Source organism: Nonomuraea sp. NPDC054003 (genome assembly GCF_055585125.1).
The window spans coordinates 1-12,088 of the sequence record NZ_JBVJKR010000016.1 but is presented as its reverse complement, the minus strand read 5'-3'; the positions used below and the strand labels follow the sequence as shown (position 1 = coordinate 12,088).

General features: G+C 66.0%; 14 protein-coding genes. 9 read left to right on the top strand and 5 right to left on the bottom strand.

The window, feature by feature from the left end; all coding sequences use genetic code 11:
• The first annotated feature begins 250 nt into the window (after positions 1-250).
• Entirely contained in the window at positions 251-1,102 is an 852-nt protein-coding gene (locus ACZ6YG_RS34715; protein WP_466020346.1) for an alpha/beta fold hydrolase, read from the top strand.
• A gap of 30 nt (positions 1,103-1,132) precedes the next feature.
• On the opposite strand, the gene ACZ6YG_RS34710 is transcribed toward ACZ6YG_RS34715, so the two are convergent.
• Both ACZ6YG_RS34710 and ACZ6YG_RS34705 read right to left on the bottom strand, forming a co-directional pair.
• Positions 1,133-1,888, bottom strand: coding sequence for an ABC transporter permease (locus ACZ6YG_RS34710; RefSeq protein WP_466020345.1), 756 nt, complete (start codon positions 1,886-1,888; stop codon positions 1,133-1,135).
• Entirely contained in the window at positions 1,888-2,778 is an 891-nt protein-coding gene (locus ACZ6YG_RS34705) for an ATP-binding cassette domain-containing protein (RefSeq protein WP_271276277.1), read from the bottom strand. The genes ACZ6YG_RS34710 and ACZ6YG_RS34705 overlap by 1 nt, the downstream gene beginning before the upstream one ends.
• A gap of 60 nt (positions 2,779-2,838) precedes the next feature.
• On the opposite strand from ACZ6YG_RS34705, the gene ACZ6YG_RS34700 reads away from it, so the two are divergent.
• Positions 2,839-3,564, top strand: coding sequence for a TetR/AcrR family transcriptional regulator (locus ACZ6YG_RS34700; RefSeq protein WP_466020344.1), 726 nt, complete (start codon positions 2,839-2,841; stop codon positions 3,562-3,564).
• 2 nt (positions 3,565-3,566) lie between these two features.
• Here ACZ6YG_RS34700 and ACZ6YG_RS34695 read toward each other — a convergent pair whose 3' ends face one another.
• Positions 3,567-4,205 (bottom strand): hypothetical protein, encoded by a 639-nt coding sequence (locus tag ACZ6YG_RS34695; protein WP_466020343.1) that lies wholly within the window; start codon positions 4,203-4,205, stop codon positions 3,567-3,569.
• Between the two features lie 384 nt (positions 4,206-4,589).
• Between ACZ6YG_RS34695 and ACZ6YG_RS34690 the strand changes: the two genes are divergently transcribed.
• The 4 genes from ACZ6YG_RS34690 (at position 4,590) to ACZ6YG_RS34675 (ending at position 8,569) form a co-directional block, all read left to right on the top strand.
• Positions 4,590-5,021 (top strand): hypothetical protein, encoded by a 432-nt coding sequence (locus ACZ6YG_RS34690; RefSeq protein WP_466020342.1) that lies wholly within the window; start codon positions 4,590-4,592, stop codon positions 5,019-5,021.
• A 250-nt stretch (positions 5,022-5,271) separates the two neighbouring features.
• Complete coding sequence (locus ACZ6YG_RS34685; protein WP_148036093.1) at positions 5,272-5,514, top strand: hypothetical protein; 243 nt, start codon at positions 5,272-5,274, stop codon at positions 5,512-5,514.
• A gap of 175 nt (positions 5,515-5,689) precedes the next feature.
• Positions 5,690-6,268 carry a DUF6879 family protein gene (locus tag ACZ6YG_RS34680; protein ID WP_148036094.1) on the top strand — a complete coding sequence of 193 codons (579 nt, stop codon included), beginning with the start codon at positions 5,690-5,692 and terminating at the stop codon, positions 6,266-6,268.
• 9 nt (positions 6,269-6,277) lie between these two features.
• A complete protein-coding gene (locus ACZ6YG_RS34675; protein ID WP_466020341.1) occupies positions 6,278-8,569 on the top strand; it encodes a tetratricopeptide repeat protein in 2,292 nt (763 codons plus the stop codon).
• A gap of 138 nt (positions 8,570-8,707) precedes the next feature.
• Here the strand turns inward: ACZ6YG_RS34675 and ACZ6YG_RS34670 are convergent, their stop codons facing one another.
• Positions 8,708-9,484: a hypothetical protein gene (locus ACZ6YG_RS34670; RefSeq protein ID WP_466020340.1), complete on the bottom strand. Its 777-nt coding sequence runs from the start codon at positions 9,482-9,484 to the stop codon at positions 8,708-8,710.
• A gap of 183 nt (positions 9,485-9,667) precedes the next feature.
• Here ACZ6YG_RS34670 and ACZ6YG_RS34665 point away from each other — a divergent pair, with 183 nt between their 5' ends.
• Together ACZ6YG_RS34665 and ACZ6YG_RS34660 are read left to right on the top strand one after the other, a co-directional pair.
• Entirely contained in the window at positions 9,668-10,078 is a 411-nt protein-coding gene (locus ACZ6YG_RS34665) for a hypothetical protein (protein ID WP_466020339.1), read from the top strand.
• A 130-nt stretch (positions 10,079-10,208) separates the two neighbouring features.
• Positions 10,209-10,769, top strand: a complete 561-nt coding sequence (locus ACZ6YG_RS34660; protein ID WP_148036098.1) for a dihydrofolate reductase family protein — start codon at positions 10,209-10,211, stop codon at positions 10,767-10,769.
• Positions 10,770-10,948: 179 nt separating this feature from the next.
• On the opposite strand, the gene ACZ6YG_RS34655 is transcribed toward ACZ6YG_RS34660, so the two are convergent.
• Positions 10,949-11,479, bottom strand: coding sequence for a hypothetical protein (locus ACZ6YG_RS34655; protein WP_466020338.1), 531 nt, complete (start codon positions 11,477-11,479; stop codon positions 10,949-10,951).
• Positions 11,480-11,572: 93 nt separating this feature from the next.
• Here ACZ6YG_RS34655 and ACZ6YG_RS34650 point away from each other — a divergent pair, with 93 nt between their 5' ends.
• Complete coding sequence (locus tag ACZ6YG_RS34650) at positions 11,573-11,980, top strand: MarR family winged helix-turn-helix transcriptional regulator (protein ID WP_466020337.1); 408 nt, start codon at positions 11,573-11,575, stop codon at positions 11,978-11,980.
• Positions 11,981-12,088: the final 108 nt, after the last annotated feature.

Here is a 12,088-nt window from a genome sequence, read left to right as displayed (position 1 = left end):
GGGGCTTCCTCGTATAGGGTCAGGATCATGCTTGAGAAGTTCATCCGTTCGCGCACTGCCTGAGACGGGTTTCCCCATCGAGGCGATCTGATGGTGGCGTCGCGTTTCGCGAGCCGCCCGTCGCCCGTCCCGTCGGCTTCTCACACCCGGTGGTCGCCGCGCTCTCAGCGCCGCCACCGTGATCATCGGCGGCTCGGCGCGCCCGTACGGCAGCGCGCGTCCGCCTCAGCTCAACGCGAACGGACTGAACATGTCATCGAACACCTTCGTGCTGGTCCACGGCTCCGGCTCCAACTCGTTCATGTGGACCTCCATCCAGCGCGAGCTCGCGCTGCTCGGCCACCGCAGCCTCGCCGTCGACCTGCCCGGCCACGGCCTCGACGCGCAGTACCCCGTCGCCTACCAGGCCCCGCAGGACCTCGACGCGTGGGCGGCCGAGCCGTCGACACTGGCGGGCGTCACGCTCCAGGACAACGTCGACCTGGTCACCGACGTGGTGCGCCGCGCCGCCCAGCACGGGCCGGTGGTGCTGGTCGGCGCCAGCCTCGGCGGCGTCACCATCTCGGGCGTGGGCAACGCGATCCCCGAGCTGGTGGACCGGCTCGTCTACATCTCCGCCTGGTCGTGCGTCCGCCTGGCCAACCCCGTCGCGTACATGGGGGAGCCCGAGTTCGCGGACAACCTGATGGCGCCTCTCGCCGCGTTCAACGTCGGCGACCCGGCCGAGGTGGGCGCCGGCCGGGCCAACTACCGCACCGCCGACCCGAAGCTGCTCGCCGACCTCAAGGCCGCGACCTTGGCGGACGTCACCGACGAGCAGTTTCTGGCCTTCCTCAACATCCTGCAGCCGGACGAGTCGATCGCGGTGATGACGGCCGACGCCCGCGTCCAGGCCGGAACCTGGGGCACGATCGCCCGCTCCTACATCCGGCTCACCGGCGACCGGTCGATTCCCCTGGCCATGCAGGACAGGCTGATCGCCGAGGCGGACGCGCTGACCCCCGGCAACCCGTACGACGTGCACACCCTTGACACGTCACACGCGGGATTCGTGTTCAGGCCGGCGGACGTGGCCGCCATCCTCGGCGGCCTGACCCGCTGACCTCGGGCGCACAGGTGAGCCGGGCCCGGCTCACCTGCGCGCCGCGCGCCGGAACAGCGCCGCGGCGAGGAACGCCGCGCCGCCGCCGAGGGCGGCGAGCCAGAGACCCGACCAGAGCAGCGTTTCCGTGACGGGAGCACCGGTGGCCAGTCCGCGCAGGGACTCGGTGACGAGGGTGACGGGCTGGTGGGCCGCGAACCCCTGGAGGAAGCCCGGGAGGCTGCCGACCGGGATGAACGCGGTCGAGAGGTACGGCAGGAAGAGCGCGACGAAGCTGAACATGCCGGCCGAGTCGACGGACCTGGCCGCCAGCCCCCACGCCGCCGCGATGAGCGTGAAGACCAGGATGTAGGCGGCGAGCAGGGCCGCGATGCCGAGCCACCCGACCGGCGAGGCCGTGGGGCGGAAGCCGAGCGCCACCGCGACCAGCATGACGATGGCGGTGGACACGAGGTTGCGCAGGACACTGGCGAGGACATGCCCGAAGATCACCCCGGACGCCCGGATGGGCATGGTGCGCAGCCGTTCGACGAACCCCTTGGAGACGTCGGTGTGGACGGAGGTCGCGGTGAGCGCGGCGCCGAACCCGGCGCACAGCAGCATGACGCCCGGCGTGACGTAGTCGGCGTACGCACCGCCGACGGCGCCGCCGAGCGCCGTGCCGAAGACCGTGACGAACAGCAGCATGATGGCGACAGGCGCGACGATCGCGGTGACGAGGCTGTCGAGGTTCCGCAGCGAGTGGATGACGCTGCGCTTGGTGAAGACCAGTTCCGCGGTGCTCATCAGGAGACTTTCCGATCGGTGGTGGTGTGTCCGGTCAGGGCCAGGAACGCGTCGTCCAGGGTGGGAGCCTGGACGGAGAACGTCCGGACGACCCGGCCCCGGTGGTGGAGGCGGTTGAGCACTTCCCTGACGCGTTCGGGGTCGCCGTCGGTGACCTCGCGGACGGTCGTCCCGTCGTCCAGGACCAGCTCGATCGATTCGCTGCCCACCTGGCGCTTGAGGTCGGCGGCGGTGCCCGAGGCGACGATGGCGCCGGCGTCGAGCACGGCGACGCGGTCGGCCAGGACGTCGGCCTCCTCCAGATACTGGGTGGTGAGGAAGACGGTCTTGCCCTGCCCGGCGAGTCGGGTGACGACGTCCCAGAGCGCGCCCCGGCTGCGGGTGTCCATGCCGGTGGTCGGCTCGTCCAGGAAGATCACCGGCGGCGAGTCGATGAGACCGGCGGCCAGGTCCAGCCGCCGCCGCATGCCGCCCGAGTAGTGGCCGACCCGACGTGACGCGGCGTCGGTCAGCCCGAACTCCGCGAGCAGTTCCCCGGCGCGCTCGCTCGCCGCGCTCTTGGTGCGGCCGAGCAACCGGCCGATCATGACCAGGTTCTCCATACCGGTCAGCTCCTCGTCGACGGACGCGTACTGACCCGTCACGCTGATGAGCTCGCGTACCCGGGGCGCCTCGCGGGCGAGGTCGTGCCCGAGGACGTGTGCCGTGCCGGAGTCGGCGCGGATCAGGGTCGTGAGGATGCGGATGAGCGTGGTCTTCCCCGCCCCGTTGGGCCCCAGCAGGGCGAACACCTGACCCCGGGGGACGTCGAAGCTGACGCCGCGGAGCACGTCGCGATCCCCGTAGCGCTTGTGGATGTCGTGGACCGATATCGCATGCGGTGCTGTCATGCGTACAGCGTAATGCTTACGCAGTATAGCTGCGCAAGGGTTACGCAGTAATATGGCCGCATGGGAAGCGCGCACGACGACGTGCCGGAACTCCGCGGGGTCCCGAAGGCGGTCCTGCTGGCCTGGAACCTCGCGCCGGCCCCGACCAAGGGCCCGAAACCCCGATGGACGCTCGCGCAACTGCTCGACGCCGCCGTCAGCCTCGGCGACCGCGGCGGGATCGACGCGATCTCCATGAGCGGCCTCGCGAAAGAGCTCGGCAGCGGCACGATGTCGCTGTACCGCTACGTCGAGTCGAGAGAGGACCTCGTCGTCCTCGCCGCCGACCACGCGCTCGGCACCCCGCCCCCGCCGGACGGCGCGACCTGGCGCGAGCGGCTCCGCGCCTGGGTGCTCGACCTGCGCCGGGTCTACCAGGACCACCCCTGGCTGACGGCGGTGCCGGTCGCCACCGAACCGCTGCTGCCCTCGTACGTACGCAGACTCGAAACGGGGCTTGAGTGCCTCGGCGACCTGCATCTGTCAGGCCCGCGCGCGATCACCGTGCTCACCCTGCTGTGGACCTACACGCGCGGCGACGTGGAGCAGAGCGCGCACTTCGCGGCGGCCGCGGACGGTCACACCACGCAGTTCCTCGCCGCCCGGCTCCGGGTGTTCGGCGGGGACTCCGCGTTCACCCGCGTGCTGGCCGTCCTGGAGGCCGACCAGCCGACGGGGGAGGACGAGTTCCTCGACGCCGTCGAGATCATCCTCAACGGCATCGAGTCCACCGATGCCCGCGGGTAGTTCTACTCGGCTTCTGCCACCTGGTTCCCGGGCGGGATCTGAATGCGGACAGGCGCTCTCCAGCCCTTGTAGAGGACGTTCATCCGTACGGCGTCCGCCTTTTCCTCAGGGCCGTAGGGTTCGGTGAGGATCTCGGCCTGGAAACGCCTGGGTAGGTCGTCCGGGCCCAGCCAGAGCTTCCACCAGATGCGGCCTCCCGTCCATGCCCCCGTCCCGTAGAGGTGACCGGCCCAATAAGAGCTGAGATGGTCGACCTTCACCGAGCCGTCATAGCGGGTCGTGCGTACGCCGTCGTAACGGTCCCGGGTGGATATTCTCTTGGCGCCCGGGGAGATCAATCGCAGGAACTCCGGGTTCAGGGGCTCGATCAGGTGCCGAGTCCAGCGGAGGGCATCAGTGTCCTCCCTGTGAACCCACTTTTTGCCTTGAGGGACGTCGGTCCAGTCGCCTTGGGAGTAGATGTCACGGCCGACCTGGACCGTTCGCGAGCGGATCGGGTCGCCGCCTCGGGCGAAGGTGGAGGACGTCGAGACATCGACGGCGTACATGCCTGTCTTGGGAACGAAGCGGCGTTTGCCGTGCGCCACTGTCAGGACGGCGCCCTCGCCAGAACCTCGGCGGATTCTCTGCGAGAAGACCACGCCGCTCCTGCGGGCGAACTCGCCCTGCAACGCGGATATCGCCGCAGCCGGAGATCCACGAGTCTGTGCGTGAGCGGCGGTTGCCGGCGGTGACGTGAGCAACAGGGACACGACGCCCAGCAGCGCGCATGAGCTCCTCATGCGACCATCATCCGCGACTGTTGATCTCGGCCTGGTCACCGTGAGGTTGCGGGCGCGGGCCAAGCGCTTGCCGCTGGTCTGCACCGGCTCGGTTCGGCGTGATCGACATGAGACGTATTCGCCGAATCCTGGACCAGAAATCCGTAGGAAGCCTTCCGGCTGACGGTGACTGATAGCAAAAGGCCGGTTACATTGATGCTGACCCGAGTCGCGTCATCCGACCTGTCGAGCCGCGGGAGAGACATGGCCGAGGACATAACGCAGCTGGTCGGCGACATCTCACCCTACGTCACAGCGGCCGTGGCGGCGTATGGCGCGGCGGTGCTGGATAAGGCCAAAGACGAAAGCGCCGAGGCCGGCGTCGCATGGGGACGCAAGATGCTTCAGCGGATTTTTGGAACGCGGGACGAGCATGACGCCCCCGCACCCGTGCGCGATCTGGCTGACCGGCCTGACGATGCTGATCTCCAGATGACTTTGCATGTGCTGATCCGCGAGGTGATGCGGCAGGACGCCGCATTGATTCAGGATATTCGGGGTTTCCTGGCAGTCGCAAGAGACTCCGCAGCACCTGTCGCAACGCTCACGATCACCGCCTCGGCCGTTGATAACGCGCAGCAGGCGGTCCAGGGGCATGGGTACCAAAGCAACACCTTCCACAAGTCGAGCGAGTAGGCAGCCGATGCCACCGGCCACTCGTGCAGCACCTAGATAGTCATGAACCCCGCCGCGCTCTCCTCCTGGCGTGGTCGAAATAGTGCCCCCGGTACATGTGGCCTCTGTCGGTATATAGGCTTCGAGGCCTTACTTAATGGTGCTGGCAGCTCAGCCTAAAGCGCGTAAGCCATCTGTGGCTTTCGTGGACAATGGATTGATGTTAATATGAAAAAGACTCGCATTCACGTGACCGCAGTCTGGAGGATCCATGTTCAAAAGACGTATCGGCCCGCCTCCACATGAAGGTGGCGGTAATGGAAGCGCCGCGGCCAACAGTTGTCCCGACATCTGGGAGCTCGAATCGGGTGACTTCGCGGTCATCGGGATGGAGCGGACCGCGCAGTTACGTCCGCACCTGCCATCCGACGCGTTTCTCGACCCCGGCGAAGGAATCGTAGTGCTGCCCCGGCATGTCCTGATAAAAGCACGCGAGAACATTCCGCAGGAATAAGCGCTGCTTTTGCGTCTCAAGTGCGCGATGCCAGCGCACCCGCATCGATACAGTGAAGTGCGCTGGCGGCGTATCAGCCAGCGCGTCCGCGTATGGCTTGCGATCGGGAGGGGCAGCATATATGGCGCTATATCCGCCCACTAAATATCGCCGATTGGCTACCACAGCCGGCGGCGTGGATGATTTCATGGCCTTCTTTCGGGATCTGCGAAGAAGCTGGGTAAAGGTCGAATGTCTGCAGGAATACGACGAGTCGGGCTTTTCCGCGTACGATGCCTTCAGGAATGGTGACTACGATGAGGCGGCGAGGCGTGTGCGTGAGATGGTCTTGGGTCAGCGAGAGCTCTATGGTCACGCCGTCGAACATGGCATCGCCATGACTCGCATACGTGTGTGCGAGCTACCTCTGAGCCCTTATCTTGAACATTACGAGTTCGCGGCCTATCTCGCGGACATCGAGTGTGGTGAGGAAATCCGCCTGGTAGAGGCTGTCGACGTGCGTCCGCTCTTGGATGAGACGGGCATTTCTGATTTCGTGCTGTTCGACCGCGAACGCGTGATTGCGTTGATTTATGATAAGCGTTCTGCGTCCTTGCGTGAGGCGCGCCTTGTGGAAGACGCTGAACTGGTTCATGCGTACGCGGCGGTGACCGACGAGCTCATGGAAAAATCGGTGCCCATGATGCAAAGCTCAATATACTTGAATTCTATCAGCCGAATATCAGAAAAGACCAACAACTCCCACAGGCAGTGAATTCAGAAGATGCGGGCCGACGGTGATCGCGGCGGAAGTCCACAGAGTGGACCGGCGTCGCCGCATGTCGTGCAGTCCTCACACGCGCTGAATCAGGCCCAGCAGGCCGCGCAGCAATCGGGTATCCAGTACAACATCTTCATCGGCGCGGATCAGGCCCGCTCTGTCGCCGCCACGGCACCACCGATCGTGGTTCCACAATTGAAGATCGCCTCGCAGGCTCTGCGCGGCCGCGCCGAACTCCTGGAACACGCGGGTGACTTCATCGGCATGCCGCGCCCCGGAGTCGCCTCCGAGCCGCGGGTCATGGTTTTCTACGGTCTTGGTGGCGTCGGCAAGACCACTCTGGCGCTGGAACTCGCTCACCGCGCGATCCGGGCCAACCACCAGGTCTGGTGGGTTCCCGCGGACGACGTGGAAAGCATGCGGTCCGCGCTCTATGCGCTCGCGTTCTCCCTCGGCGCGCGAGACGAGGATTTCGATCACGCGCACCCCTCTGACGTCCTGTGGCGATACCTCAACTCCCTGGATCACGCCTGGCTGCTCGTCATAGACAACGCCGACGATCCGGCCGCTCTCGGAAGCTCCAGCGGCGGTGTCCAAGAAGGAACCCAGTGGTTGCGACCGCCCGCTTCGCACAGGAACGGCGTGATCATTTCCAGTCGTAACGGCAGGCCGGAACGCTGGGCCTCATGGATTCGCATGTGCCACGTCCCTCCCCTTACCTCGGAGGCCGGGGCCCGGGTCCTTGCCGATCTCGCTCCCCGCGCAGGTGACGAACAGGAAGCGGTGGCTCTGTCCGGCGCCTTGGGAGGAGTGCCTCTGGCCCTGGAACTCGCAGGCCGCTACCTGGCGGCAGCGGCGACGGATCCCTTCCCCGGTGAAGACACCCACACATCGTTCAACGCCTACCGGATCAACTTCGACACACGACTGGGACATGTGGACATGCCAGCAGGAAGCTCGGGGGAGTCGGCCAGACGCGCATTGACGACGACATGGGAGATCTCGCTTGACCTGCTCGAGCGTCAAGGTCATGACCTCGCCCGGCCGCTGCTCCGGCTGCTTTCGTGCTGTGGTGTGTCACCTGTTCCCTACCGAGCCGTCATCAGGCCGGAAGTGCTGGCGGACACCACCTTGTTCCCCCGGCCGACGGCACACAGGATAGGGAGCGCCTTGCGAGCGCTCGACGGCCTGGGATTGATCTCGCTGGATCTCGCACCGCGAACGCAAGTCCACAGAGAGAATGCGGATCCCTGGGAATCACGATTGACCATGCATCCGCTCGTACGCACTGTCACGCGACAGAACTTGCAGCGTCAGGGCGTGCTGGTGGACTACCTGGCGGTTCTCGCCGTGGCGCTGGACAAGGTGACGGCCACGATCGTCCCGGACAACGCCCACCATTGGCCCAGGTGGTCTCTCCTGGCAAGCCACTGCACCGCCCCCCTCGAACTGATGGCGCAACTGGAGATTCGCGATGCCGGCCTCGTCAGCACCTTCCTGCCGGCGGCGGAGAGGGCGGCTTGGTACAGATACATGGCCGGTCACTACCTGCAGGCATCCATCGACTACGCACTACTCCTTGATGTCGCAGAGAAGGCCATCGGCCCAGCCAGCGCCGAAGCTCTGTCGATCGGCAACAACCGCGCGCGGGCCATAAGAGACGGCGGCGACAACGCACGAGCGAGAGCCATGCTCCGCGAGCTTCTGGCCGCCGCCTTGGGCGCGCTAGGCAGTGACCACCCGACGGTCCTCGGCATCCGGCTGAACCTTGGCCGCACGCTTCGGGAAAGCGGCGACGTGGCCGGTGCGGAGGCGGAACTGCGAGCCCTGCTGGACGACAGCCGTCGGGTGCTCGGCGAACAGCATTCCGACACGATAGCCACGGCACTCAATCTGGGGGTCTGCCTCCGGTTGCAGGACCGCTTCGCGGAGGCCGAAGCCGTCTACCGCCAGGTCCTGTCTGACTGGCGGCAAGCCCACGCCGCAGACGACCTCACCACGCTGGACATCCGATTCGAACTCGCGGAAACCATGCGTCACCAAGGAGACTTCGCTCAAGCCGAGGCGGAACTGCGTGACCTGGTCACCATGGCGACCAGAGTCTATGGCGAAGACCATCCGAACACGCTGATCATTCGGCGCAGTCTGGCGGCTGTGTTGAGGTCGTCAGGCAGCCTTGAGGCCGCCGATGTCGAGTTCCGCGAGGTGCTGCGTCTACAACGGGGCAAGCTCGGAGCGGAGCATCCGCTGACCAGAGCCACAGAAGCCGCTCTGGAAGCCGGGGACGCATCATGATCCGGAGCGGTGTACATGTACGCCATGGGCTCCTGCATGAGCTGGCAAGGGACCATCGGCTCGACGACCGTGAAGAAGACGCGCACCAACTGCGACTGATAAGGCCCTCTCCCCGCGACGGGGGGTGAGGGCCTGTGATCAGTCCTCCAGCTTGCTGGTGACCTGGCTCTTGGGCGGCTGCTTGATCGAGACCTTGGCGCCCCAGCCGGTGTAGCGGGTCTCGGTCACGACCGTCTTCTCCTCCCACGAGGGGATGGCCGCGAGGTCGGTGGCCACCCAGGAGGTCTTCAGCTTGCTCGGCAGGCCCCTGCGGTCCACGGTGAGGGTGTAGGCGACGGTCGCCTCGGTCGACCGCGTCAGCCCAATCGTCTCCCTGAACCAGGGAGAGATGTTGGAGAGCCGTTCGAAGGTGATCTCCCCTGTGTAGGAGGAGCCGCTGCGCTTGCCGCGCTTCACCAGCTCCGCCAGCGTGGCGGGTTCGAGCGGGCTCACCACCTGGCCGAACAGGCTGCTGACGGTCCCCATGTTGAACAGGCTGAAGGTCTTGTACCAGGTCTTGCCCTTCGGGAGGCGTTCGGCCAGGCTCCCGCCCGACCGCCAGGCGTCCTTGCCTATGATGATCGTCCGCTCGGGCTTGGTGGTGTGCCCCTCGAACAGCGGCGAGGCGAACGTCCCTCGCACGTCGGAGGCGACGATGCCCTTCTTGCCGAACTGGACGACACCCTTACGGCGTACCAGCGGGTCCTTGTTGATGCTGCCGACGAACGCGCTCGCGTCGGTGAACCGGACGCCCTTCCCGGCCTTGAGCTGTGCCTTGAGCGCGGACACGGGATTCTTGGCGGCGGACTCGGCCTGTGCAGGTAACGGCGCGAGGAACAGGGCCGCGCCGGCCACGAAAGTGATCACAAGTTTCATGAGTGGCCATCCTGCCCGGCGATGATCACAGCCGCATGTCATTAAGCTGGCCGGTGCTTCTCTCCGAGATCTGGGCCTTCCACTCCGGTCAGTGTCATCCGGCGAAACGACGCCAAGCGCGGGACGGTCAAGGGGACACGGAGCACGGAACCACCGAAACACTCTCTGAAAGAGGACCCCAGCATGCCCCTGTCTGTAAAGGTCGCGCGGAACCTGATCTGGTTCCAGGCGACAATCACCCTGCTCGGCATTGTCCTGCTCATCATGGGCCTGGTCTTAGAACCCGGTGAATCCCTGGAAGGACTGTCCTATGCCCCCTTCTACCTTCCGCCACTCGCCGCCGCTTGGTTGGCGAACCAGTGGCACACCCGTCGCCCGTGGGTCCGTCACGCCACCATCGCAGTTCAGCTCGCCATCCCCTTGCTCGACTTCATCGACTTCCTGATTTCAGACACCCTCGGGTGGGTCCTCACCGCACCCTGGTCCGCGCTCATCGTGACTCTCCTCCTGCTTCCTCCAGCGAGAACGTGGTTCGCCCCGGCACAGCAAAGCCCACGCACCCCGTCGCAGCCGGCACCGCCCGCCGCCACCTGACATTCCGTGCACCGATGAATTCCGGGCGGCAACGTCGTCTACAGCATCAGCGACAGGCCACGGACGCCGCGCCCCCGCGAGCGTTGCGGCCCGTGGGCCTTAGACGACCCGAGACCACGGAGTTCTGAACATGCGGAAGCTGATAGCGACAGTGTTCAACTACTCCCTCGACGGCTTCCTCGCCGACGAGGGCACCGAGTTTTTCGAGTTCTGCTTCGGCCTGCCCGAGAACCGCGAGCCCGACGACCCTGCGCATCTCGACTTTCTCCAGAGCGCCCACGCGCACCTCATGGGCCGCACCGCGTACGAAGGCATGGCCCGGGCCATGACGACCACCGACCACCCGTTCGCGGACATTCTGAACGCCGGGCGCAAGGTCGTCTTCTCCCGGACCATGAAGACGGCCGACTGGGCCAACACCACCGTCGCCGCCGGTGACACGGCAGAAGAGATCGACAAGCTGAGGCTGGGCGGCGACGGCCACATCGTGGTCTGGGGCGGCGTCAGCCTCTGGCAGTCGCTCATGCGGCTCGACCTGATCGACGAGTTCCAGGTGAGCATGTTCCCTTACGTCGCGGGTGAGGGCACCCGGCTGTTCGACGGCGTCCCCAAGTCTTACCAGCTCGACCTGGTCTCCAGCACCGCCTCCAGCAACGGGATCGTTTATCTGCAGTACGGGCGACACCGCTGATTCAGCGACCGGACATGAATTGGGGCGTTCGGTTGGTACGGCGGGGCCGGCGCCAGGCACACTGTGGCACCCCTTCAGACGAAGGACGCCGGTGAACGCCCGGGCGCCGCGCTCGGCAACAGATGGTGTGTCGGCGCACGAGCTGCCGCAGCTCTGCGATGTGCACCCGGACGGACATGTCAGGCCGGCGCTGGGATGGCCGGTGCCGCCGGGTGGCCCGGATTGTCGCGGTGGAAGATCGCCAGGAGGGCGAACCAGACCAGGATCATGATTCCGGCCGGGCGCAGGTACTCCTCAGCGAGCAGGGTGCCGACGAAGGAGTAACCGGCGAGCCAGACGCCAGTGACGACGCCGACCACGCGGATCGGCCAGGAGTGGCTGACCAGGGAACTCGCCACAATCCAGACGCCGGCGAGGACGTGGCCGCCGAGCCGGACCGCCCAGGCCGTGTCGTATTCGATCGCGTTGATCATGAGGATGCCGGCGAGCACATCGAGAACCACCCAGCCGTAGCCCGCGGCTTTGGCCCAGGGCGCCGCCTCCAGGCGGGACACCAGAAAGAGGATCGAGAGGTGGAAGAAGACGCCCAGGTATTCTCCCCACGCCACGTCCGGGTCCGTGAAGAAGGCGATCACCGCAGGCAGGAACAGAACGAGCGGTAAGAGCGCCAGCAGGCGGAGGCTGGCGTAGTGCCGTCGAGCATCGAGCATCGGAGAAGTCCTTCGCATGAGCCGTATGGTCAGGTCGAACACTAGAAAGGCGGTGTTGACATGTCAACAGCTAGCCAAGGTGAGGCGACTGAGTTGTGGCTGCGATGGAAACGCGCTCATGAGCTGGTCCGTGCCGCCGTCATCGCCGAAACCACAGCGGCGTCCGGCCTCTCCGAGGCGGAACTGAGCGTCTTGGTCTGCCTGCACGAGTCCGGCGGGAGCCTGCGGCAGAACGCCCTCGCCGCCGCCCTCGGCTGGGACCGGACGCGGCTGTCGCACCTGCTGACCCGGATGGCCGACCGCGACTACGTGGCCCGCGACAAGGTTCCGAACGGGGTGGAGGTCACGCTACGCCCGGAAGGCATAAACACGATCAAGGCGACATTGCCGACACTGGAGATGGCCACTCGCCGCCACCTGCTGGACCGGCTCGGCCCGGACGACGCCAGAACGCTCAGGGCCATCGCCGATCGCCTCCTGTCCGGCGACGGGGACAACTGAGCCGGAGCGCCTCCCTAGCCTGCGGCTTTCACAGCGAATTTGAGCCGACCTGATAGTTCACATAAGAAAAGTGCCCTTGAGCTGGGAGGATCGGGCTTGTCTAAGGCC